The organism is Haloferax sp. YSSS75 (assembly GCF_046764215.1).
Lineage (GTDB): Archaea > Halobacteriota > Halobacteria > Halobacteriales > Haloferacaceae > Haloferax.
In genome coordinates this window covers 302,693-324,062 of the sequence record NZ_CP177206.1, presented here as the reverse complement: position 1 = coordinate 324,062, position 21,370 = coordinate 302,693, and the positions used below count along the sequence as shown (strand labels likewise).

Annotated in this window: 23 protein-coding genes; 9 read left to right on the top strand and 14 right to left on the bottom strand. The window is 59.9% G+C overall.

Annotation, left to right across the window (positions count from 1 at the left end; all coding sequences use genetic code 11):
* Window positions 1-39: 39 nt before the first annotated feature.
* From ACK3R5_RS01785 to ACK3R5_RS01775, 3 genes are all read left to right on the top strand, one after another.
* Window positions 40-366, top strand: a complete 327-nt coding sequence (locus ACK3R5_RS01785; protein ID WP_411967861.1) for a metallophosphoesterase — start codon at window positions 40-42, stop codon at window positions 364-366.
* Between the two features lie 349 nt (window positions 367-715).
* Window positions 716-5,494: a hypothetical protein gene (locus ACK3R5_RS01780; RefSeq protein WP_411967860.1), complete on the top strand. Its 4,779-nt coding sequence runs from the start codon at window positions 716-718 to the stop codon at window positions 5,492-5,494.
* 349 nt (window positions 5,495-5,843) lie between these two features.
* Window positions 5,844-6,755, top strand: a complete 912-nt coding sequence (locus ACK3R5_RS01775; protein WP_411967859.1) for a hypothetical protein — start codon at window positions 5,844-5,846, stop codon at window positions 6,753-6,755.
* 290 nt (window positions 6,756-7,045) lie between these two features.
* On the opposite strand, the gene ACK3R5_RS01770 is transcribed toward ACK3R5_RS01775, so the two are convergent.
* The 12 genes from ACK3R5_RS01770 to ACK3R5_RS01715 all read right to left on the bottom strand — a co-directional run bounded on the left by ACK3R5_RS01770 (window position 7,046) and on the right by ACK3R5_RS01715 (window position 14,324).
* Window positions 7,046-7,420: a hypothetical protein gene (locus tag ACK3R5_RS01770; protein WP_411967858.1), complete on the bottom strand. Its 375-nt coding sequence runs from the start codon at window positions 7,418-7,420 to the stop codon at window positions 7,046-7,048.
* A gap of 13 nt (window positions 7,421-7,433) precedes the next feature.
* A complete protein-coding gene (locus ACK3R5_RS01765) occupies window positions 7,434-8,306 on the bottom strand; it encodes a site-specific integrase (RefSeq protein WP_411967857.1) in 873 nt (290 codons plus the stop codon).
* Between the two features lie 359 nt (window positions 8,307-8,665).
* On the bottom strand, window positions 8,666-9,058 hold the full coding sequence (locus ACK3R5_RS01760) for a helix-turn-helix domain-containing protein (protein WP_411965364.1): 393 nt from the start codon (window positions 9,056-9,058) through the stop codon (window positions 8,666-8,668).
* A 95-nt stretch (window positions 9,059-9,153) separates the two neighbouring features.
* Entirely contained in the window at window positions 9,154-9,798 is a 645-nt protein-coding gene (locus ACK3R5_RS01755) for a helix-turn-helix domain-containing protein (RefSeq protein WP_411967856.1), read from the bottom strand.
* A gap of 105 nt (window positions 9,799-9,903) precedes the next feature.
* A complete protein-coding gene (locus ACK3R5_RS01750; RefSeq protein ID WP_411965362.1) occupies window positions 9,904-10,359 on the bottom strand; it encodes a pyridoxamine 5'-phosphate oxidase family protein in 456 nt (151 codons plus the stop codon).
* A 148-nt stretch (window positions 10,360-10,507) separates the two neighbouring features.
* A complete protein-coding gene (locus ACK3R5_RS01745; protein WP_411965361.1) occupies window positions 10,508-10,654 on the bottom strand; it encodes a hypothetical protein in 147 nt (48 codons plus the stop codon).
* 138 nt (window positions 10,655-10,792) lie between these two features.
* Window positions 10,793-10,945 carry a zinc ribbon domain-containing protein gene (locus ACK3R5_RS01740; protein WP_411965359.1) on the bottom strand — a complete coding sequence of 51 codons (153 nt, stop codon included), beginning with the start codon at window positions 10,943-10,945 and terminating at the stop codon, window positions 10,793-10,795.
* Window positions 10,945-11,154: a hypothetical protein gene (locus ACK3R5_RS01735; RefSeq protein WP_411967855.1), complete on the bottom strand. Its 210-nt coding sequence runs from the start codon at window positions 11,152-11,154 to the stop codon at window positions 10,945-10,947. Before ACK3R5_RS01735 ends, ACK3R5_RS01740 begins: the two co-directional genes overlap by 1 nt.
* 5 nt (window positions 11,155-11,159) lie before the next feature.
* Window positions 11,160-11,543 (bottom strand): ArsR/SmtB family transcription factor, encoded by a 384-nt coding sequence (locus ACK3R5_RS01730; RefSeq protein WP_411965357.1) that lies wholly within the window; start codon window positions 11,541-11,543, stop codon window positions 11,160-11,162.
* Between the two features lie 111 nt (window positions 11,544-11,654).
* The gene (locus tag ACK3R5_RS01725; protein WP_411967854.1) at window positions 11,655-12,509 is read right to left on the bottom strand and encodes a DUF5995 family protein; all 855 of its coding nucleotides are present in this window, start codon (window positions 12,507-12,509) and stop codon (window positions 11,655-11,657) included.
* Window positions 12,510-12,586: 77 nt separating this feature from the next.
* Window positions 12,587-13,798: an MFS transporter gene (locus ACK3R5_RS01720; RefSeq protein ID WP_411967853.1), complete on the bottom strand. Its 1,212-nt coding sequence runs from the start codon at window positions 13,796-13,798 to the stop codon at window positions 12,587-12,589.
* A 73-nt stretch (window positions 13,799-13,871) separates the two neighbouring features.
* Window positions 13,872-14,324, bottom strand: a complete 453-nt coding sequence (locus ACK3R5_RS01715; protein ID WP_411965354.1) for a pyridoxamine 5'-phosphate oxidase family protein — start codon at window positions 14,322-14,324, stop codon at window positions 13,872-13,874.
* Between the two features lie 107 nt (window positions 14,325-14,431).
* On the opposite strand from ACK3R5_RS01715, the gene nucS reads away from it, so the two are divergent.
* Window positions 14,432-15,220 carry an endonuclease NucS gene (gene nucS, locus ACK3R5_RS01710; RefSeq protein WP_411967852.1) on the top strand — a complete coding sequence of 263 codons (789 nt, stop codon included), beginning with the start codon at window positions 14,432-14,434 and terminating at the stop codon, window positions 15,218-15,220.
* Here nucS and ACK3R5_RS01705 read toward each other — a convergent pair whose 3' ends face one another.
* Entirely contained in the window at window positions 15,221-15,865 is a 645-nt protein-coding gene (locus tag ACK3R5_RS01705; protein WP_411967851.1) for a type 1 glutamine amidotransferase, read from the bottom strand.
* 214 nt (window positions 15,866-16,079) lie between these two features.
* Between ACK3R5_RS01705 and ACK3R5_RS01700 the strand changes: the two genes are divergently transcribed.
* Together ACK3R5_RS01700 and ACK3R5_RS01695 are read left to right on the top strand one after the other, a co-directional pair.
* On the top strand, window positions 16,080-16,610 hold the full coding sequence (locus ACK3R5_RS01700) for a 50S ribosomal protein L16 (protein ID WP_411965351.1): 531 nt from the start codon (window positions 16,080-16,082) through the stop codon (window positions 16,608-16,610).
* A gap of 128 nt (window positions 16,611-16,738) precedes the next feature.
* Entirely contained in the window at window positions 16,739-17,608 is an 870-nt protein-coding gene (locus ACK3R5_RS01695; RefSeq protein ID WP_411967850.1) for an ATP-grasp domain-containing protein, read from the top strand.
* A 21-nt stretch (window positions 17,609-17,629) separates the two neighbouring features.
* On the opposite strand, the gene ACK3R5_RS01690 is transcribed toward ACK3R5_RS01695, so the two are convergent.
* Window positions 17,630-17,992, bottom strand: a complete 363-nt coding sequence (locus ACK3R5_RS01690) for an Hsp20/alpha crystallin family protein (RefSeq protein WP_411965349.1) — start codon at window positions 17,990-17,992, stop codon at window positions 17,630-17,632.
* Between the two features lie 255 nt (window positions 17,993-18,247).
* Here ACK3R5_RS01690 and gap point away from each other — a divergent pair, with 255 nt between their 5' ends.
* The 3 genes from gap to ACK3R5_RS01675 all read left to right on the top strand — a co-directional run bounded on the left by gap (window position 18,248) and on the right by ACK3R5_RS01675 (window position 21,269).
* Entirely contained in the window at window positions 18,248-19,300 is a 1,053-nt protein-coding gene (gap, locus tag ACK3R5_RS01685) for a type I glyceraldehyde-3-phosphate dehydrogenase (protein ID WP_411965348.1), read from the top strand.
* 130 nt (window positions 19,301-19,430) lie between these two features.
* Window positions 19,431-20,003 carry a hypothetical protein gene (locus ACK3R5_RS01680; protein ID WP_411967849.1) on the top strand — a complete coding sequence of 191 codons (573 nt, stop codon included), beginning with the start codon at window positions 19,431-19,433 and terminating at the stop codon, window positions 20,001-20,003.
* A 57-nt stretch (window positions 20,004-20,060) separates the two neighbouring features.
* Window positions 20,061-21,269: a phosphoglycerate kinase gene (locus ACK3R5_RS01675; protein ID WP_411967848.1), complete on the top strand. Its 1,209-nt coding sequence runs from the start codon at window positions 20,061-20,063 to the stop codon at window positions 21,267-21,269.
* Window positions 21,270-21,370: the final 101 nt, after the last annotated feature.

Below are 21,370 nucleotides of genomic sequence, written 5' to 3'. Positions count from 1 at the left end.
ACAGAACGACAAAACGCCACCAATCACAAAAATAATCCAATGAATATCGGACACCTTGCCGACATCCATCTCGGCCACCGTCAGTACGGACTGAACCAGCGCGAAGACGACATGACGAGCACGTTCAAGGCAACGTTACAGCTCATCATGCAGGACGACCCGGACGCCATTCTTCTACCGGGGGATCTGTTCCACTCGCGGGTTCTCCGTCCAAAGGTGCTGGAAGCGGCACAAAAGGGTCTCAGTGTCGTCCCTGACGACGTCCTCGAGATTGATCGACTTCCCGACTTGGTCAGGCCAGTTGTGAATCAGGAAGAATATATCTCGCACCAGACGACGATTTCTCAGTACGAGTCCGACTCTTAGTGATTCCACATAGCAAGGCGTCAGACACCGTTTGCGATGGTAGTGATCAAGCCCGTATCTCTGATTGTCGCGGGATTACTGGGACTGGGGCGGGTATCGCGAGGGAAAACACTCATTGAAAGTGAGTGACACTCACAGGTATGTTCAGCACGAGTTCTGCTCAAAGTACGCTTGAGAGTGATGAATGAACATCCCGGAAAATTCGGGTTCGGAGGGGTTCGTACCGGAGCCGGACGATGTCGCATCAGTGTTTCAGTGCCACTTTTCTAATTATAAGGATACGAGTGGAGAAGTCTCATATCAGCAACTACAGAACGAGGAGTCAATCCGTCGCCAATACTCAGGTCGTGTGCTCTTCGAGCTCTTACAGAACGCCTTGGATCGGGCAGATTCCAAAGTAAGTGTAGAAATCAGAGAGGTCGCGTGGGGAACAACTGACTACGCTCTTGTTGTCGGGAACGACGGGACGCCAATCCGAGTCAATCCAGAGTACGATTACGAGAATCCTCCTGAAACGAGTGACGAACGGAGACCCGATTTCAACGCGCTATGTTCACTCCATACGTCCAATAAGCTACCTGGCGAGAGTGTCGGGAACAAAGGAATCGGGTTTCGATCAGTATTCTGGCTCGGCGACTTCGTTCGGGTCTGGAGCCAGTTTGCTGAAGAACCGGAATGGTGGGGTCTCGAGATGCACTCTCCGCTTGACCGGGCGACATGGACAACCAGATTGGGCGTGCCAGAAGTTCGAGCGGGACATCAAACATACCTGAACGACATTGATGTCCGGGTTGGCGAAGAAGATCAACGCCCGAGTTTTCACTTCCCGCTACCGCTTGACGCCGAACAGCCGCCAACCCCCAGTGATATTCAGGGGTTGAAGACGGTCGTTGTGGTTCCGGTTTTAGAATCACGGATGGGCGAGCTCCAAGAGTCAGTTGAGGCAATCCAGCAGGGTCACCTGAATTTCGTTGGGCTATTCGAGGATCGTCAGAACCTGACCGTTCAGTTTGAGACTCCCTGGCAGTCATTCAACAAAGGAACCTGGCCAGAAAACGACGTCCGGGACGGACGAGAATCGCTGTCGATCAGTCACTGGAAAACCGAATCAGAGCCGTTAGTATCACTCGCCAGAGGGGCAGAACACGAGTTATCAACACCCGGTGCTGCCGTCGCTTGGCCAACTGAGCCGTCCCTTGCTGCCGAGGAATCCTCCAGTTCGTCACAATCGCGGGTTTACGGATATCTACCGACATTGATCAGTAGCCCGTTTGGGATCGATGTTCAGGGCGATTTCCAACTTCGAACGGATCGTACTAGCTTGCGACTTGACGATGAGACAATCGGAGCATACAATGAAGCCCTGCTCGAGGTAGCTGCCGAAATCCACCTCAACAAAATCCTCGCAGAAGTGGGAGTATCGAGTGACATCATCGAGTGGGACTGGATTGATCCCGGAACTGTTCAAACAGTCTCAGGAGACGATTCACCGACGTCGCCTCGCCCGGATCTTTGGAGGTTCTTGAACCCGGCTACCAGCCAGTCCGAGGCAGGAGAGAGGATTGTTGACCACCTCGAGTCGTTGTTGTTCCCGTGTGACGACTCACAAGATGTCGAAAGGTATCAACAGTGGTCGGTATTGGCAACGGCATTCTTCGAAGCCAGGGGGCAATGGCCAGTTCAGACATACCGTGACTTCTGGACGGCTGCCAAGGGATGGATCGACCGGGCCTGTAAGTACTCCAGCAGCACGAAGACGTGGCGGTCAACAGCAGCCGCAATGGGTGATGCACTCCGCAATAGGCGGGGAAGCGTAGCACCGGTCACCGCGCAGAAGGAACTACCGCCCGATGAGCTCGTACCGGCAGTCCCGTTGCCGGAGCGCTCAGAGGCCGATGCGACGGTCGGGCGTGGAGAACGCCACACCCGCCGGCTGTTTCTTCGACGTTCTGAGGAGACAGATCTTGAGTTGCCGCGTGCGCTTCGGGAAGCAAATCGGGCCGTGACGTCATTCGATTTCCCACCAGGGTTCAGAAGCGAGGAGTCGCCACAGCCACTCGGTGCGAGCCAATTCAACCGCTGGGAAGTACTTCGTGAGCTCCGACAGCTTCCTCACGATACCGATACGTGGACGCACACTCCACTCGCTGGGGATGCCGGGGAAGCGGCTGAATTGCAGTACGACTTGATTCAGTTCGCTATGGATCTGTACGCGCTGAATTCCCAAGGAGGGACAGTCTCACCCGCAGAATCTGATGAGTACGGTCCAGGGTGGCGTGCGTTACGGAATCACGTATATAGTGATAATGCGCGGACAGCCGGGAGATCTATCGCTACGCTATTTCTCCCGACGAGAGCGAGCAAGTGGGAACCAGCCCGGCAGTTGACCCTTGACCGAGTGGCGAGAGATCAGCTACCGACACCACCGGCAGACGTTGAGCTTGATGACTTCCTTCTGTTTCTCGGCGTAACGCCGGCTCCACCAGAAGACAGTGTCCAGTTGACTCTGGTTGAAGGGGGTGACAACGGGATCGTGGCAGAGACGCCGCCGGCGTTGAGTACGGCTGGATCACAGTGGAGCCCCCTTCAGTTCGGAGAGGGGCCACGACGGGACGGTGACGTGGATCCAACTGCGTGGCTACAGTCACTTGATGCCGCATGGGATTGGTTGGAAGAGCTCATCACAGCGGAACGCCTGGAAATAGAGACATCCGAAGGAGGTGGTCGACGTCCACTGGAGTTAATTCCACAACTTCGAGACAGCGCCTGGTTCCCAGTTGAGGGATCAAGCTCTGGCTCCGATGCAGCTGCTGAACCCCCCGTAATCATGGAGGATCCACCGACACAGATTCCGCCCACCAAGGTGACTCTGGTATCGAGACAGCAGCGACAGCTTCCACCCGTACTGTGGAGTCTCTCAAAAGAAGCCCCCATCGAATCAGAGTTACTGACAGCACTTGGTGCCGTCCCGGGCACCGATATGGACAGTTTGAGCAAGAATAACGCTGACCCGGCTTTCAGGTTACTCGAACAACTACACGAATTGACTGCCCCGATGCTCACAGTTATCGAGGAAACCCCGAGAGCGCGACAGGCACTCCGGCAGCTCGTTGATCGACTTCTCAACACGATTGCCCGCGAACACGAACCCGAGGATGACGAGCGAACTATCCCTCTACTCGTCTATCAAGGAGTTCGAGATAAGCGAGCGCTCTCTGATCGGCCACTTGCCTGGACCGACAGCGACGGTGTCTGGATACCCACTGATACCGTCGAGCGCGAACGAATGCGCCGATTCTTCTCCGAGGTTCCCCTTGTCACGGCCATTATCGGTCGGGACACTCTGGCGGGGTATGAGCCACTTAGCGACCTTGCGTTCGAGATCACACGTCATGTCCATCCAGTTCGTCAAGGCAGCGAAGGTGGCGAGGCCGTCGGAACACTTGATACGAAGATAGAGCAGGTTGTTCCGCATCTACTCGCATTAGCAGAAACCACGACGCAAGCCGATGTGGATCCAGCGGAGGCTGCGGACCGCTGGCGTAGTCGTGTTATCCGGCATGTCGATGATGCTTGGGTTGAGTTTGAGGCCACGTTAGGTGAGGAGACACGACGTTCGGATCCTCAGTTCAGAGGCGATTACAACCATGCGCTGTTCCTTCAGGATGCGCCGCCAACGATAATCTTCGACACTCCGGAGGGGCAGGAAGGGCCGCCACCGCTGGATGAATTCGGAGAGCCTCTGGTCGAACTCTTGCTTGGAGAGAATCGAGGAGGGGTTGGATCGTCATTTGCTCATGTTCTTGGCGCGTTTGAGTCCGGTGGCACTGACCGTGTGGAGCGGATTCTTGAGAAGTATGACGCGATGTCACTCGTCGAGGCGTATAACCGTCATCTCAGACAGCTTGACGACGAGGAATATGCTGCGTTACGGAACCGAGTTCGGGAGGTGATTGGTGAGCTCGGCCTTGAACTGCGCGACTCGTGGACGCGGCTCTCACACATTGGTCCGGAAGACATCGTCATGAGTAGCGCTCCAAGGGACGTGATGAGTCAGGAAGTACAAGCAACGCTTCGTGAGTTAGACCTGACAGAGGAGCAAAAACCGTTCCGTCCTCACTTCTCGTGTGTCGAACATCATCGGGCGGTCTGGGAGGGGTGGTATTCGTCTCAGGAGGATCGACTATGCGCCTATCTTCAGCACCTCCTCGAGGCACACACGGAGCTTTCCATCTCGGAATCGGAGGTAGCGAACCATCTCAATGAGTATGTTCGAGGAACTGCGTGTCAGCGGGTAGTCTTTGACCCCGAACCAGCCGTGATTGAATGGCTCCGACGTGACCCGTTTGGAGCATCGGTTCCAAGCGCTGAGATTCCGGAAGCAGATGATTTTGAAACGAAGTTACGAGAGTTCTCCCCGCGTTTTGACCCCGTCGAAGAGGTCGTTCCCTCCGATAAGATGGGGTTGGCTAGGCCCGAGGTGGAACAATCAGAGCCGAACGAATCAGGGAGTGGAATCGTTGAGCTGGCTGATTTGGAAGCGGAATGGGAGCAAACGAAAGCAGTTGGTGATGATGCCGAGCAGGCGGCGCTGACGTGGATTACTGAGAGGACCGCAGAGTGTCTCGATGAGGCAGTCGCGAGTGGTGACTTCGGGACAGTCTCCAACGCACTTGTTTCTGCGATTCCAGGATCCGGGAAAAGCGTTGAGCAACTTCAGATGGCCCTCCGTGAGTGGGAAGAGACCAGAGACCGTGAGCTGCTTGGACGCGGACTCCACATCTCACGGACCTGGGATGGTGCTGGATATGATCTGATTGGTCTCAAGAAGACAGCATCTGGATTCGAGCCAGTGCGTTACGAGGTCAAGAGCCTCCCTGAGGGCCAAACAGGGTTCAAGATACATCTGACGCGCAATCAGCTCAGCGTGTACCGAAAGGTACGTCTTGAAGATGACACGGATCAGGAACCACTCTACGGCGGCGATTGGAAACTCCTCGGTGTCAAACCAAACCGCCGTGCGATTGACCTCACGAACGAACTTGAGGAACTACCTTCGCTGCTTCGACCGCTCCAGACGGAAGGATACGACCACGATGGGTTACTGATATACATCGACACCTCCTGATTCAAAAGCGAAGAGGAAGGCACACTCATCATTTTCAGTACCACTGCGTTCGAGTGAATTGTGAGCCGACCGAAAACTCAGGTGTGGCCTACGTGTGGTGGATTTTGTTCAGATTAGCAACTGCGAAATCCTGGGAGCGTTGGAATAGCAGTGATGTCTGTCGAATTGATGTTCGGTGTGCGTTGGTTCGGTTGTGACAGGCGTCAAAATTCAATTGCACGACACTCAGAAACACTCAACTGGAATACACGAGTGGGTTCAAAATAGTCGGTACTCACATCCGTCAAGAAGTCCACCGTTGGATTGTAAACCGTTATCTGACCGGTGTGTCTTTGTCGAGGTAATTCTGATGCCGGGTACTAATTTCACAATTCTTGATACGTTACGGGCGGACATCGAGGAGTTTTCATCGCGGTACTATCCGATGATTACGGAGACGTGGGAGTCGCGGGACTCGAGTTTCGGGTGGCTTGCCCCGGCGATTGAGTGGTTGGAGGAGACGGTGGAGGAGTACGGGTGGGAGTATCTGGATGATGGCGGTGCACGGTTCGTGGTGAAGATCCCGCCGTCGGCCTGCGATGCGTATGATGGGCCGGCGCTGGTTCTGAAGCTGCCGATTTACCGGGCTGATTCGCGGGATGGCCGGTACCAGAATGCGTGGGAGGCACGGCTATGGGAGGAGGCACTGGATGAACTTCGTCCGTACTTGGTACCGGTGCTTGCGTCCGGGGACTTGTATCGGTGGGTGCTGATGCCGTTTGCCGAGACCGCACAGGTGGATTCAGAGTTGATTGAATCGCGTTGCCAGGAACTGGTGAATGAGCAGGGGATTGCGACGAACGAGGTGGTGGCGGCACAGAACTGGGGTTTCTGGGATGGAGAGCCGCGGTTACTGGATTACGGGCATGAGACGGCGCAGCTGATGCTGGATGACGAGGACCACGTCGCAGTCGAGGAGTATGCACCGGAGATTCCGGCGTCGTATGAGAACCTCGACTCGGAAGATGTTGGAGATGAGGAGGAGGATGAGGTGGCGGATGGACCGGTCGCGGCGAAGGTGGTGCTAGATGGGACGGACCTGTTGCCGGCGGAGAAACAGGAGATACGGGGAAATGTGGATGGTCGGGCAGCGGTTGCAGGTGAGCTGATGGAGGTGGAGGATTGGGAGATTAATGTGGTGGCGACGGAGCCGTCGACGGGGACGGCGTTGGGTGAAGACGTGGTTGTCGTGACGGAGGATACACACATCCGGTTTGACTGACGCGGAGGGTTGTTTGGGAGACATTAGACAAGTTGGCTGTGGTGGCAGTAGGCCGGTTTCATCATGGACAGGAGATGGTGCAGTAGTTCGAGGAAGCGGTTAAGGGAGCTCTATTGGGTCTGTATTTCCCCGACACTTTTCTTGCCAGAATAGCGGATAGGTGGGTGTGATGTTCAATAGTTGGAGAAAAACCCGTTTTGATAGATAATTCTGCAAGCGTGCTGCATACACGCTCTGTACCTTGCAATCCGTTATGGTTTGACGGGGAGAATTTCAACAGAGCCGCTTGTTTATATCTCCAATCCCAACGCTCGCAGTTCCTCAAGTTCACTCTGGACACTCTTGAGACGCTCCTTCATTTCGCCCTCTGCTTCAAGTGCAGAGTCAAATAGCCGCTCTCTCCGCTCTTCGATTTTCTCTACGCCTTTTTGAGTCAGCGCCTGTCCACACCACATACACTGCACCTTGTCTCGAGGCGTTTCCCGCTGACAGCGGGGGCATTCGACCGGTCCGATTGGATCCATCTCGTCTTCCGAGACAGCGACTCCATGCGCTCGTGCGATTTCACGTGATGTGTCGTCGGCGAACACGGCAATGTACCGGCGTGCCTCGGCGCTGTTTTTGACCCATCCATGGTGCCGCTCCAGATGGTTTCTGCGAGACATTGTTACGAGCCAGCTAGCTCGCCGAGGACTTTCTCATCCGAGTAAAGCCCATCTTTGAGGGTCGCTTGAGCTCCCCGTTCTCAACGGCCCTTTCGACCGGCTTGCGTAGCATCTTCTGCTTCATTTTGTAACTGACGTCCCGGCCGGTGTCCAGATCACACCAGAGGGGTGCTTCTGGATCGTCACCTCGTGGGTGTACCTTGAGCCATCGCTTGAGGTACGGGACAGATGAAATCAGCGTAATCGTTCGTTGGCCCTGTCGTCCATCGACGGTGATCTCCATACCGTACTTGTGATCACCGACGTCACCGACCGTTAGCGACCGAAATTCACCGGAACGAGGACCAGCGTCCCAGTCGACTGCGACTGCTGCTTTGTTTCTCGCGTACTTCGCATTATCCAGTGCGGGGCGAATGTGTTCGTCCCACCGCCACATCTTCGTCGGGTCGGGGGAGGGATCGTAGTCGTCCGGAAGATCAGCAGAGATCCACTCAACGCTCAGCGGCTTCTCATCCTCCGGGTCTCCCGGAGTGAGATGACCGCCGAGCATCCGGATTGCGACTCGAAGATCCCGCTTCGACTCTTCACTCTCATAGTGGCTGTTGATCCAGTTGACGTACTTTTTCGCGGACGATTTCGCCTCTCTTGAATCGCCAATGATGTCCACAAGATCTGGACCGGGTAGTTGTTCTGGGTCGTATTTTTCTGAGTCGCCGGCCAGCATAGTGCAATGCTGGAGGTGCTTCACTCGTCTTCCGGTCGAATAGTTGTGGATCCCGAGCTCCTCGGAGAACCTGAGCAGGGCGTCCTTCTCATCAGGTGTCAGCGTTTCGGAGCCCTCAATCCGTGTGTGGAGGGCTTCGATCCCCTGCGGCAAGTTCGACATACTCTAAATTAGAGTAGGTGGGCATTTGAACTTTCAGTTCAATGCCGGGAGGCGGCATTTTCCTGCGAACAACGTGAGCAGTGAAAATGCTCACTGAACGGATTTGAATCAACGAGCGACTGAAAGGAGCGAGTGAGGTTCACACGAGCGAAGCGAGTGTGAGAAGGTGAGACGACGTCTCACTGAGTTCACAATCCGGGAGGCGGCACTTCTGTGATTTCAACCCGATGAGCGCAGCGAGTCCCGGCGAAATTGGAATATGGGGCTGCGAAACCAGACAGCAACCAGAGACACCGTCGAAATCAGTCGGAAGTCCGGTGGACGTCGGTCAAAAGGGAGTACAGCGACGCAGTGTGGGTTCAGGCAGTCACGGTCGATTTCTCGGACTCGTCGAGGTGGCTGATACGGACCTCTAACCCGGACGCCGAGACGGAGACGGTCACGTCGTCGATAGCACGCTCGTACTCGGCGGTGTGCTTCCCGGAGCGAGAGATGCGTAATCCCTTCGAGAGGAGGCCTGTCTCGGTGAGCGGTTCGAGTTTGCGGTAGGTCGTCGAAAGCGGGAGGTCACACGCCTCCGAAATTTCACTCGCAGACAGCGCAGTTCCGTCGGTCACTTCGAGAATGCATCGGCAGCTTTCGTCGTCGAGCACGTCGAAGAGCGTGTCCATCGTCTCTTGGTCGGCGACGACAGTCTCGTTCGAGTTGTGAATGTGGGTACGGATGGACTTCGGAAGCGATGCCTGACTCATACCTCAGTAGAGTGGCCGTACAGAAACCAACGGACAACCACGTTATCCGGGGACGTTTATATACTCCCTCTCTGGTGAGGGTCGAGTCCCCGACGTCACCCCTCTTCGAGGATGTCTCCGAGGAGCTTCGTCTGTGCGGCAGCGAGGTGTTCGGAAAAGGTCGACTGACTGATATCCAGCTCCGCAGCGACTTCCGTCGCGTTGGCGCGTCGCGGGCGCTCGAAGTACCCCATCTCGTAGGCCGTCTGGAGCACTTCGAGTTGACGACCCGTGAGCTTCGCCCGGTCGACGAAGATGTTATCTTCGGACGAGTCTCCCTTCGGAGACCTGACGAGACGTTTGATGTCGACGTCCGGGAACCGTTCGCGGAGTGCACCGATGACGGCCTGTAGTTGTTCGTAGTCGGCAGCGTGGAAGACGAGCGTCAGCGTGCCGTTTTGGGTGAAGTAGCGGTCGATTGGGCACCCGAACTCTCCGAGACACTCACACGGACACCCGACGCCTCCGTCGTGCTGGATTCGAAACAGGTGGGTAGTACCGTAAGAGAAGATGGGTTCGAGGTCCGTATGCTCGGATGGGTCTTCGGAGTGGACGGCGAACTCGGTGACGCTCACCGAGTCGGGCGGCGATGCGACACTCGTCGAGATGGAACTGACGATAGACCCCGTCGCTTGGGCAATCGAAGCGATTCGACAGACGGGAGAATCGAATTCGACTGTCGCACGAATTCCGGAGGGCATAGATGGGTTACGTCGTCCAGTAGCCTCTGGATTCCGTTCCTGAGGTGGTCGTCACTGCGACGTCGAGTCGACGTGTGTGAGTCGTGGTGGGAGCGTGCCGAGTGCTCATTCCTCGTCCTGCTCGACGCGCACCTCACGACCACCGAGCGACTTTGGGTCGAGTTCGAAGAGTTGGATGTCGAGGTCCTTCTTCGAATTCGCCCAAATCTCGAATAGGGGTCGTTTCGCGTTCCCGTACTGGACGATGCGTTCTGGGGTGAGTTCACTCGTGGGGACCTGTTCGAGCGTCCCCTCCGCGATAGCGCTCCGGTACACGTTGCCGTCAGATTCTTGCACGACGATACGTGCACGCGGCGACGACGTGAGGAAGTCGCGTTTTTCGCTCTCAGGAGTCGAGACGAGTCGAAAGTAGAATCGCCCTTCAGTAGTGTCGTACCCGTAAGAGATAGGGATTGCATAAGGGATGTCTGCTTTCGCGAGCGACAACACTGCCGTCTCGTGACGAGCTAAAAGCTCAGCAATATCGTCGGATGAGAGGCTTGTCTGTTGGTCCAAAGACATCGGTTCGTATGCCTCCACTCGCGGCGGACGTAATCATTGTTACTTCTCGGGCCGAAGATTCGTCCCAGTTGGAGAACGTCCGCCACGAGTGAACGAGATTACGACAGACCCGCTATCCACGCGGAACGGCGGGGAACAGGAAGTCGACTCAGGACTGAGAGAACGCAGTACTCGAAACTGACGACGAACAGACGACACATCCGTTTTCGATGAGGGCATCGCGCATCGGCCCGTTTACCTCCATAGACTCCGCACACTCCGGGCAGACGAAGGTGTAGTCTGTGCCGTCGGCCATGGTACATATTCGTGAAGTGCTCGTATATGTAGCCTACTGTTTCTCCGATACGTGACACAGTTGAAAACAGAACGTCGAGAGACGGCGCGAACGGCCGAAGAACCCTCCGAGACGGCCGAGAGAACTGCCTGTCTCCGGTCAGACCGGAGAGAACGCAGTGGTCGAAACCGGCGAGGTACAGATTGGGCACCCGCGTTCGAGGAGTGCGTCTCGCATCCCGTCGTTGACTTCGAACTGTTCGTCACACTGCGGACACGTGAACACGTACTCTTTTGCAGCTGAGTGCGTCATCATCCGTTTACCTCCGGAGTTTCGAGCGCGTCTTCCATACCCGTCTCACGAACTGCCGACGTCACGTCTTCCCACAGCTCGATATCTTCTGTGCGGAGTTCGGTGACGGCCCCTGCGATGGCGTCTCGCCGTTCGGTCAGCGTCGTCTGTCCGGTGAGTTCGACGAACAGTGCGCCGAAATCTCGCGTCGTGGTGCGTCGTGCGGACATCCAACTCACCGTCCGTTGGGTTCTTCACCGCCATCGGTCGCGACCTGTCGGAAGTTCACCGAGACACCGGCGTCGAACGAGAGCGAGAGCGCGTCGAACTGCGTCGAGAACTCCCGTGGGTGGTGTGCGTTCGGTTGAATTCGGCGGCCTTCGGAGAGGAGCGATGCCTCGGAGAGTTGGTCGAGTTTGCGGTAGACACTCGACAGTGGGATGTCGCACACTGCGGCACACTCCTGTGCGGTTCGCGGTTCTTCGTTACAGACGGCGAGGATGCGCCGACTGTCGGTGTCGTTGAGGGCCGAGAGGACGGCGGATGGTTCCGCAGTGTCCCCGGATTGAGAGTCGTAGCCGAGGACACCGTTCGCGGCGAGCGTGCTGGGAGAGTTCATACTCAGAAACACGAGCGTTACTCGGAGGTATCTATCACCGCACTATCTGGGGTAGTTTAAGTACCCCCTCTCGAAGAACGGCTTTCGGTCGGGCGTGGCCACCCCCCGAGACTACTGGTCGTCGCCGCCGTCTTCGAGGCGTTCCAACCGGTCACGGAGCGTGGCGTTCTCCGTCGGTACGAGGATGAAGCGTCCTGCGCCCATGGTGACACTCTCGAGATACCACCGAACGAGTCGTTTGACGGGGTCGTATCGTCCGTCGGTCAGGGCGACTGCGCCACGCCAGGCATTTCGCCGCCCCTCACGGAGCGTAAAGAACGAGAGTGCTTCGTCGAGTCGTCCGAGCGACTCGTCGACGTCGGCGAGGCCGTCGGCGTAGCGCTCGACGACGAGGTCTTGTTCTTCGTCCACGAGACGGTGTAAGACGCGATTTATCCGCCGGTGGTCGGCGTACTTCGTCCGTCTGTTCGGGTCGATACCGACTTCCGAGAGCGCCAGCGCGAGGTCGTAATTCACGTGGGCGTTGATGCCGAGGAGGATGTCCTGCGTCACGAGCGATTCGCCGCCGAGTGCGGTTTCGAACGCGAGACGCCAGGGGGCGGGAACCTCCCCACGACGGCCACACTCGAAGGCGTAGAAGGCCCGTCGATAGTGGTCGGCGAAGGTGACGAGATAGTCGGCGACCCACGCGGGGTCGGCGAACTCTCCGTATTCGAGGCCGGCGTCGACTTCGGCGGTCACGCGAGCGTAGATAGTCAAGAACGCGGCCCGGCGGTCACCGCGTTCGTAGAGGAGTGCTTCGAGCGCGGCGAGTCTGTCGTGAGCGTCGGCGACGTCACGGAACGGGTCTTCGACGAGACGGAGCACCTCGTCGGATGCGTCGGGTCGCACGCCAGAAAGCGTCGGATTCGGCGTCCGGACTGCCGTCGCGAGTTTCCGACCTTCGGCGAGCGTCATCCGGCGCATACGATGAACTACCGATACGCGCGTCGGGAGGATAACGATACCGTCGGCGCGACAGTCACGATGACGGGGGTGTCAGATTACCCCCTGCCGCCGGCCAGTTTCACCGCTTCGGGTCGCCCTCGCAAGCGCCACATCGCCAGCGTTCCGACGACGGGACCCACTGCGAGTGGCGCGAACGCCCACTGCCACCCCACGGCGTCGGCGACGACTGGCGTCAGTTGGATAGAGACGACGGTCAGCAGGAATCCAAACGCAGTCTGGAGCGTGAGCGCGGTGCCGACGTAACTACTATCTGCGAGTTCGGTCACTGCCGCGGAGAACTGGGCCGAATCCGCGACGATGACGAATCCCCATCCGAGGACGAAGGGGACCACCACGAGTGGAGAGGCACCGAAGACGAGGCCCGCGAGGAGACTGGCCAGACCACTGAGGACCATACTGGCCGCCGTGATAGTCGTTCGACCCCAGATATCGGCCGCCCGCCCGGCGACCAGCGCACCCACACCACCGATTGCAATCGCACCGAACGCAGTCAACGCGGCCGCTTCGGGCGTCGCGAGTGGGTGGTCGGAGGCGTCGTAGGCGAGCGCGAGGAAGAGTGGAATCCACGTCCAGACGGCGTATAGTTCCCACATGTGGCCGAAGTACCCCGTGTTGGCGAGGAGCGTCGGCGGGTCACGCAGGATGCGCCGAACCGCTGCAGGGTCGAACGGCGCGGCGGGAGACTGATAGGGTCCCGGACGGACGCGGAGGACCACCACGCCACCGACAGTCGCGAGCGCCGCCGCACCGAGGAGGACGAGTCGCGGCCGGTCGATACCACCGACAGCGCGGAGGAGGTGCGGGAGCGCAGACCCGACGGTGAGCGCGCCGATGAGCGTCCCGATGGCGAGTCCGCGCTCCTCGCGGAACCACCCGGCGACGAGTTTCATCCCCGGCGGGTAGACGCCTGCGAGGGCGACGCCCGTGACGAACCTGAGCGTCAGTGCAGCAGTCGGTGTCGTCACGACGGTTGCGAGCGCGACTGTCGCCGCCGCACCGACGAGTGCGGACCCCGCGAGGAGGTACCGTGGCGGGAGTACGTCCGACAGCGTCAGCGCCGCAGACGCGAGCGCACCGACGACGAACCCGAGTTGGACAGTGGTCGTCAGCAACCCGGCCTGTTCGGGAGCGAGTCCCCACGCCGTCGCGAGTTGGGGAGCGACGGCGCTCGCGCTGAACCACAGCGACATCGCGAACAACTCGGCTACTGCGAGCGTCCCGAGCACCCGCCACTTCCGCGAAATCACAGGTGTCGTGACGTCAGAGAAGGCAAAAGGTGGACCGCGGGAGTGCGGTCACACTGCGCAGACGCGAGACGCATCAGTTGTGGCGCTGGATACCCGACCGGTGGTCGATGCGAAGTTCCCATCCGAGGATGTCCTGCATCGATTCCGTCTCCGAAAAGAGACTCGGGTAGCGAGCGTTGTCTTCGAGGATACCGCAGACGTGTCGCCACTCGTCGTCCGCTATCGGGTGGAGTTCGCCCTCGACGATGACGCTCTGCCACTCGTAGCGCGACGGGAACTGCCAGACAGTGAAACTCGCCCGTGCAGTCCGCATCGCGAAGTCCGTCTTCCGCGACGTCTCGCCCGGGCGGAGGAAGACGAAATACAGGTTGTTTCGCTCGGCGTCGTAGCCGAACGACAGCGGTAACCCGTAGGCGACGCCGTCGTCGGCGAGCGAGAGGACACCGACGCCCTCCTCACGGAGTATCCGGTCTATCTCCTCGTCCGGCATCACGATACGGTTGGTCTCCGCGGATTCAGGGGCCATGTTACCAGTACGCATGGAAAGGAGATAAGCATGCCAGCGAACCGGAACGTCCCGAACGACGACGTGGGGCTTTTGCCCAGTGAAGACGAACTCCGAGCAACACCCGGATGACGGTAAACACTCTCCATCGGCCGACCCACCGCGACGCACTCGTCCACCTCGAAGACGCGTTCGAGCGGGGCGAGATGTGCACCGTCTTCGGACGGTGTACCGTCGATTACGACGGCCGTGCGACGAGCGAACTCGGCCCCGGTGACCGACTGGTGCTTCTGAAACCCGACGGGTCCATCCTCGTCCACACCGACGAAAAGCGCACGCCAGTCAACTGGCAACCCCCGGGGTGTACCCACTCCGCGAGCGTCCGCGATGGCCGCCTCCGCATCCGCAGTACCCGGTCGAATCCGGACGAACGACTCGACGTTCACTTCGAACGCGTCGAGCAGTGTTCGGTCTACGGCGTCGACGACCGGAGTGACCTGGAACTCTCCGGGAGCGAAGAGGACCTGCGACAGCACATCCTCGCCAACCCGTCGATTCTCGAAACGGGGTTCGACCCCCTCGAAACCGAGCGCCAGAGTGACGCCGGCCCGATAGACATCTTCGGTGAAGACGCCGACGGCGTCCCCGTCGTCGTGGAGTTGAAACGGCGGCGCGTCGGCCCCTCCGCGGCGAGTCAACTCGGGCGGTACGTCGACGCACTTCGCCGCGAGTTCGGCGACACCGACCCGGTTCGTGGTATCCTCGTCGCACCGTCGCTCACCGACAGGGCAGCCACACTCCTCGAACGCGAGGGACTGGAGTTCGTCGCGCTCGACCCCGAGACGGGCGAACCGCCAGTCGAAGACGACGACGCAGAAGACACGAGCGGTGCAAGAGACGCAGACTCCGACACGTAGTCAGTCGAGACCAGCGAGTGCGGCGAAGTTGTCGACGGTTCTCGCGGCCGTCACGTCGTGGAAGTCGCGAGCGTCGTCGGGCCACCCGAAGTCGTCCGCGATACGGTCGAGGAGTGCGTCGGTGAATTCGGGGTGGTACTGGACGGTCCAGACGGGCGCGGACTCGTGACGTGTCGCGAGGTGGTCGTAGTAGTCCGCAGACCCAATCGTCTCCATTCTGTCGCCGGGTTCGACCACGTAGTCGCCGTGGACCATCGGGATGTGGTTCGAGACGCTCTCGAACATCGGGTCGTCGGCGAGTTCGACGTCGACGAGACCACGTTTCTGGTCACCCGCTTCGACGGTGCCGCCGAGTGCATCGTTGACGAGTTGGTGGCCGAAGCAGACGCCGAGCGTCGGAACCTCGCGCGCGACGAGTTCGCGGACGAGGCGCCGTCCGTCGGCTATCCACGGTCGTTCGTCGGCCTCGTAGACGCCTGCTGTGCTCCCGGTGACGACGACGGCGTCGACGTCCGAGAGCGTCGGTAGGCCATCCCGAGGGAGCGAGTGGACGGCACCCTCGCGGCCGTCGAGCGCGAGCGCGGAGAGTGCGTCGGTGAAGTACGACGGCCCATCGGGAACCATCGTATCGCAGACGAGCAACATCGGCCCAACCGAAGGAGCGGAGTCTGATAAGCGTGTGGTAGGGCGTCGTCGAACGTCGCCGTCGCGGTGTTCGGCGTGACTTCGGTGGGTGTGACGGGGTGCGTCACACCGGGAGAGAGAGGGAATTATCGTGTGAGACGGTCACACAGCCCGCTACACGACGACTCTTCGAAGCGTTTTTAGCCCGCCTGACCCTTCGGTTTCACAAGTAACCATGTCAGACAAGCCCGCCTCTATGTACCGGGAAATCAAGAACCCGGCGTACACGCGACGCGAGTACATCACGGGAATTCCCGGTTCCAAAATCGCACAGCACAACATGGGCGACCTGCAGGCGGACCCCACGGACTACCCAGTCCAGATATCCCTGAAGGTCGAAGAGGACGTTCAGATTCGCCACGGTTCGCTCGAATCCGCGCGCCTCTCCGCCAACCGCCTCATGCTCAAGAACGCAGGCGAGAAGCAGTACAAGATGATCCTGCGCAAGTTCCCGCACCACGTCATCCGCGAGAACAAGCAGGCAACCGGTGCAGGTGCAGACCGTGTTTCCGACGGGATGCGCCAGTCGTTCGGGAAGGTCGTCGGCACCGCCGCCCGCATCCCCAAGGGCGAGACGGTCTTTACCATCTACTGTGACGTCGAGGACGCGGCAATCGCGAAGGACGCCTTCCGCCGTGCCTACAACAAGATGTCGCCGCCGTGCCGCATCGTGGTCGAACGCGGCGAAGAACTGCTCGTCGCGTAAGCGTACAATCGCGCAGTGATTCTTTGACGCGTTCGCTGAACGCGGCGAAGAACTGCTCGTCGCGTAAGTTCGCACGCGGTTCGCACAGAACCACCTCACTTTTGCCCGCGGCCCACTCCTCGTAGCGTATGCTTCGGTTGGCGGTGACGACCAGTAGCGAGACGTTCGAGCGGATGCGAGACCCACTGGCCGAACGCGGTATCGACGTGGGGCACCTCCGCGCCAAAGAGTTCGCACTCGACCTCTCGGCACCGCCGTCGGAAGCGTTCGACGTGGGGTTCGTCTACCCCTCGCGGGCGATGGAAGGCGGCGTCGTCGCCGCGAGACACGACATCCCGTGGGTGAACACGCGCGACGACGTGCTCACCTCGCGAAACAAGGCGGGCGTGACCGCGGCGCTCTCGGCGGCCGATATTCCCGTCCCGCGGAGCGTCTACGTCTCGAATCCGACCGACGAAGCCTCTCTCGCGGACGCTATCGAACGGGCAGGACTCGACTATCCGCTCGTCGTCAAGCCGAACTCCACGACTCGCGGTGCCGGCATCGCGAAGGCACACGACCCGGATTCGTTGTCCGGCCTCGTCGACCACTTGAACCTCGTCCACGACTACCGCGCGACGGGCGACAAGTCGTATCTCGTCCAGGAGTGGCTACCGGACGCGCGTGACTACCGTGCGATGGTCGTCGATGGGACAGTCGTCGGTGCCGTCGAACGTCGCCTGCCCGAGCGCGCACGTGCGGACGGGCGATGGAAACACAACGTCCACCGGGGAGCGGAGGCAGTCGGCGTGGACCTCCCCGAGCGACACCGTCGACTCGCGGAAGTGGTCGCCGACGAACTCGGAATCGACTACCTCGGCGTGGACCTCCTCGAATCGGGCGACCGAGTCGTCGTCTCCGAGACCAACGCGCGCCCGACTATCGACCACGGGAAGTACGACGACGACTTCTTCGATAGACTGGCGGCGCTCGTCGAACGGGTCGCGAAAAACTCGTAACGCTGCCGTCTCGGTCGCCGATTACTCGACGTCGATGGCGGCAGAGTCCTCAGCGCGGTCGAACGTGACCTGCAGGACGCCGTTGTTGAAGGTGGCCTTCGCGGAGTGTTCGTCGACGCGTGCCGGGAGGCGGATGCGTTCGTCGAACTCGCGGCGGTCACCTGCGGCGCTAATCGTCAGCGTTTCGCCGTCGCACTTGAGGTCTATCGCGTCTTTGTCGACGCCCGGGAGGTCCGCGACGAGTCGGAGTGTAGAACCCTCTTCGTATACATCGATGTGGGTTTCGGAGGCGAATCCGGCGTCTCCTCCAGTCATGTCGTTCATCATCCGTTCGATTTCGTCGAAGATGTTGTCGAACGGGTCGTCGCGGTCGTCTCTGACCATGGGGGCCGCTATGAAATCGGAGGATAAAACGTTTCTGCCTGTGACAGTCACTTGGCAGCGAACCAGTACGATTCGGCCGCGAGACACACTCTGGCCGTCGGATAGCCGTCTGCCGGTCGTCGTGTGAACGTGAACGGTCGTGTTCGTTTCTGCGAATTCCATGCCCATATCTGAAAGGTAACGTTCGATTCGACCGGATTTACCGAAACAGATATACTGCTGGCACAGCAATATTCGCTTGGTTATTACTCGAATATGAGTGAAAAATCCTACCTCAGCGCGGGCGGGAACGTAGACGAGTCGGACGTGGTGCGGGTGGCACTCAACGGCTTCGGGCGAATCGGCCGGAATATCTTCCGGGCCGTCCTCGACAATCCGAAGGTCGAACTGGTCGCCATCAACGACGTCATGGACTTCGACGACATGGCGTACCTCGCGAAGTACGACTCCGTGATGGGACGCCTCGACGGCGTCGAACGCGACGGCGACGCCCTGACTATCGGCGGGACGTCGGTGGGCCTCTACAACGTCCAGTCCCCCGCAGAACTGCCGTGGGGCGAACTCGACGTGGACGTGGCGCTCGAATGTACGGGTATCTTCCGCACGAAAGAAGACGCCACGGCGCACCTCGAAGCGGGCGCGGACAAAGTCGTCATCTCCGCACCGCCGAAGGGCGACGAACCCGTCAAGCAAATCGTCTACGGCGTCAACCACGACGAGTACGACGGCGAGGACGTCGTCTCGAACGCCTCCTGTACGACGAACTCCGTCACGCCAGTCGCGAAAGTGCTCGACGACGAGTTCGGCATCGAAAACGGCCTCCTGACGACGGTTCACGCCTACACCGGGAGTCAGAACCTCATCGACGGCCCGCACTCGAAGCAGCGACGTGGCCGCGCCGCCGCCGAGAACATCGTCCCGACGACGACGGGTGCCGCACAGGCCACGACCGATATTCTGCCCCAACTCGACGGCAAACTCGACGGGATGGCGATTCGCGTCCCCGTCCCGAACGGGTCGCTCACCGAACTCGTCGTTCGACTCGAAGCAAAGCCGTCCGTCGAGGAGATTAACGACGCCTTCCGCGCCGCCGCCGACTCCGGTCCACTCGCGGGTGTCCTCGGCTACACAGACGACGAAGTCACCTCGCGTGACATCCTCGGTCTGCCGTTCTCCAGCACCGTCGACCTCAACTCGACCAATCAGGTCAACGACGGTGGCCTCTACAAGATTCTGACGTGGTACGACAACGAGTACGGCTTCTCCAACCGCATGCTCGACGTCGCCCACTTCGTCACCCACCAGTAAGCGCACACTCGCTCCGACTCGCTACGTTTTTCGACCGGCGATGTCGGTGTCTACACCGCATCGTCGTGTCGTCTCTTTCGCCCGGCGACCAGCGGAAGAACGATAATGGCGGGCGCGCGAGGCTCAAGTGATGCGCCGCCGACAGTTTCTCCCCGCGCTCGCTGCGACAGTCGTCCCCCTCACCGGTTGTGCTGCGCCGACGACGTCGACACCGACACCGCTCTCTGACCCCCAAGAGGGGGAACTCCGTGGCCAGCCTTCACTGGTCTACCGCCGCGACGACGAGCGTCTCGTGGAGTTCGGTGTCAACGCATCCGAAGCGACAGACGACGAGTCGGATACCGACATGGCCGCGTTCGACGTCTACACCAGACGGGGTGAGCGAGTTGCGTTCGACTCGGTTCGGTACGCGTTCACGACGAGTTCACCCGGCGTGCATCCCGTCGTCTACGTCAGTCTCCCAGGAACGACCGAGTTCCCGCCGTTCACGTTCGTCGAGGACGGCCACAGCGAGGCGGCGATTCTTCGAATCGACGAGTTCGACGAGTTCGACTTCTCCCAGTTACCCATGCACTTTCTCCTGTCCGATGACGAGTTGCCGACGGAACTGACCGTCTCGGCCCGAATCGTCGTGAGCGAACGCGGCGGTGGTCGTCGATACGTCGCCGAACCGACGACGACGGTCGAACTCGGGGAAGCGTGAGACAATCCTCGCCCGCTTTGTACACCACTAAGTGACCCGCGGACGTTCCTTCGGGTGATGACCTTCAAGACGCTCGACGACCTCGAACCCGGCCAGCGCGTCCTCGTCCGCCTCGACCTCAACTCCCCCGTCGAAGACGGCGAAGTACAGGATAACCGTCGGTTCGACCGCCACGCGGAGACGGTTCGCGAACTCGCCGAACGTGGAGACAAAGTCGTCCTGATGGCCCATCAGGGTCGCCCCGGCGGCGACGACTTCGTCTCGCTCGAACAGCACGCCGCCATCCTCGCGGACCACGTCGGGCGCGACGTCCAGTTCGTCGCCGACACCTACGGCGACGAGGCACTCGACGCCATCGACGCGCTCGAATCGGGCGAGATTCTCCTCCTCGAAAACACCCGAATGTGTGACGAGGAACTCCCCGAAGAAGACCCTGAAGTCAAAGCGGACACCGAGTTCGTCCAGACGCTCGCCCCCCACGTCGACGCCTACGTCAACGACGCCTACTCGGCGGCGCATCGCTCGCACGCGTCGCTCGTCGGGTTCGCCCTCGAACTCCCCGCCTACGCCGGGCGCGTCATGCAGTCCGAGTACGAAGCGAACTCCTCCATCGCCACCCGCGAGTTCGACGGGCAGGTGACGATGGTCGTCGGCGGGACGAAAGCGACAGACGTCATCGACGTGATGAACAACCTCGGCGACAAAGTCGACCAGTTCCTGCTCGGCGGCATCGCCGGCGAACTGTTCTTGCGTGCCGCCGGCAACGACGTCGGGTTCGACCTGGAAGGCATGGACTTCTTCGACGACCAGTGGGAGGCCAACCGCGAGACAATCGAGTCGCTCCTCGACGAGCGTGGCGACCAAATCAAACTCGCCGTTGACCTCGCCTACGAGGACGAAAACGACGAGCGCGCCGAAGTCGCCGTCGCCGACATCGACGAGAAAGACCGGGCGTACCTCGACGTCGGGTCCGAGACAGTCGAGGCGTACGACCCCATCATCCGTGACTCAGAGGCCGTCTTCGTGAAGGGCGCGCTCGGTCTGTTCGAAGACGAGCGCTTCTCGGTGGGGACGGTCGGTGTCCTCCGCGCAATCTCGGAGACGGACTGTTTCTCCGTCGTCGGCGGCGGCGACACCTCGCGCGCCATCGAGATGTACGGCATGGACGAAGCAGACTTCGGCCACGTCTCTATCGCCGGTGGCGCGTACATCCGCGCCCTGACCGGCGCGCCACTGGCCGGCATCGAAGTGCTGAAGCAGGACTGACCACCGACGCACCGCTGTTTCTGTTTTCCCGGCGGGCGGTCCGTGAGTTTCCGTGTCGCCCACGTCCCCCACACAAACAATATTGACCGGCCCCCCGATTT

Bases quoted from the DNA above. Each gene is read 5' to 3' on its own strand.
- ACK3R5_RS01715 (WP_411965354.1), bottom strand. From the start codon at position 14,324: ATGGCCCCTGAATCCGCGGAGACCAACCGTATCGTGATGCCGGACGAG.
- ACK3R5_RS01765 (WP_411967857.1), bottom strand. From the start codon at position 8,306: ATGTCGAACTTGCCGCAGGGGATCGAAGCCCTCCACACACGGATTGAG.
- ACK3R5_RS01785 (WP_411967861.1), top strand. From the start codon at position 40: ATGAATATCGGACACCTTGCCGACATCCATCTCGGCCACCGTCAGTAC.
- ACK3R5_RS01755 (WP_411967856.1), bottom strand. From the start codon at position 9,798: ATGCCCTCCGGAATTCGTGCGACAGTCGAATTCGATTCTCCCGTCTGT.
- gap (WP_411965348.1), top strand. From the start codon at position 18,248: ATGAGTGAAAAATCCTACCTCAGCGCGGGCGGGAACGTAGACGAGTCG.
- ACK3R5_RS01750 (WP_411965362.1), bottom strand. From the start codon at position 10,359: ATGTCTTTGGACCAACAGACAAGCCTCTCATCCGACGATATTGCTGAG.
- ACK3R5_RS01695 (WP_411967850.1), top strand. From the start codon at position 16,739: ATGCTTCGGTTGGCGGTGACGACCAGTAGCGAGACGTTCGAGCGGATG.
- ACK3R5_RS01740 (WP_411965359.1), bottom strand. From the start codon at position 10,945: ATGACGCACTCAGCTGCAAAAGAGTACGTGTTCACGTGTCCGCAGTGT.
- ACK3R5_RS01730 (WP_411965357.1), bottom strand. From the start codon at position 11,543: ATGAACTCTCCCAGCACGCTCGCCGCGAACGGTGTCCTCGGCTACGAC.
- ACK3R5_RS01760 (WP_411965364.1), bottom strand. From the start codon at position 9,058: ATGAGTCAGGCATCGCTTCCGAAGTCCATCCGTACCCACATTCACAAC.
- ACK3R5_RS01690 (WP_411965349.1), bottom strand. From the start codon at position 17,992: ATGGTCAGAGACGACCGCGACGACCCGTTCGACAACATCTTCGACGAA.
- ACK3R5_RS01770 (WP_411967858.1), bottom strand. From the start codon at position 7,420: ATGTCTCGCAGAAACCATCTGGAGCGGCACCATGGATGGGTCAAAAAC.
- ACK3R5_RS01735 (WP_411967855.1), bottom strand. From the start codon at position 11,154: ATGTCCGCACGACGCACCACGACGCGAGATTTCGGCGCACTGTTCGTC.
- ACK3R5_RS01725 (WP_411967854.1), bottom strand. From the start codon at position 12,509: ATGCGCCGGATGACGCTCGCCGAAGGTCGGAAACTCGCGACGGCAGTC.
- ACK3R5_RS01705 (WP_411967851.1), bottom strand. From the start codon at position 15,865: ATGTTGCTCGTCTGCGATACGATGGTTCCCGATGGGCCGTCGTACTTC.
- ACK3R5_RS01700 (WP_411965351.1), top strand. From the start codon at position 16,080: ATGTCAGACAAGCCCGCCTCTATGTACCGGGAAATCAAGAACCCGGCG.
- nucS (WP_411967852.1), top strand. From the start codon at position 14,432: ATGACGGTAAACACTCTCCATCGGCCGACCCACCGCGACGCACTCGTC.
- ACK3R5_RS01775 (WP_411967859.1), top strand. From the start codon at position 5,844: ATGCCGGGTACTAATTTCACAATTCTTGATACGTTACGGGCGGACATC.
- ACK3R5_RS01675 (WP_411967848.1), top strand. From the start codon at position 20,061: ATGACCTTCAAGACGCTCGACGACCTCGAACCCGGCCAGCGCGTCCTC.
- ACK3R5_RS01680 (WP_411967849.1), top strand. From the start codon at position 19,431: ATGCGCCGCCGACAGTTTCTCCCCGCGCTCGCTGCGACAGTCGTCCCC.
- ACK3R5_RS01745 (WP_411965361.1), bottom strand. From the start codon at position 10,654: ATGGCCGACGGCACAGACTACACCTTCGTCTGCCCGGAGTGTGCGGAG.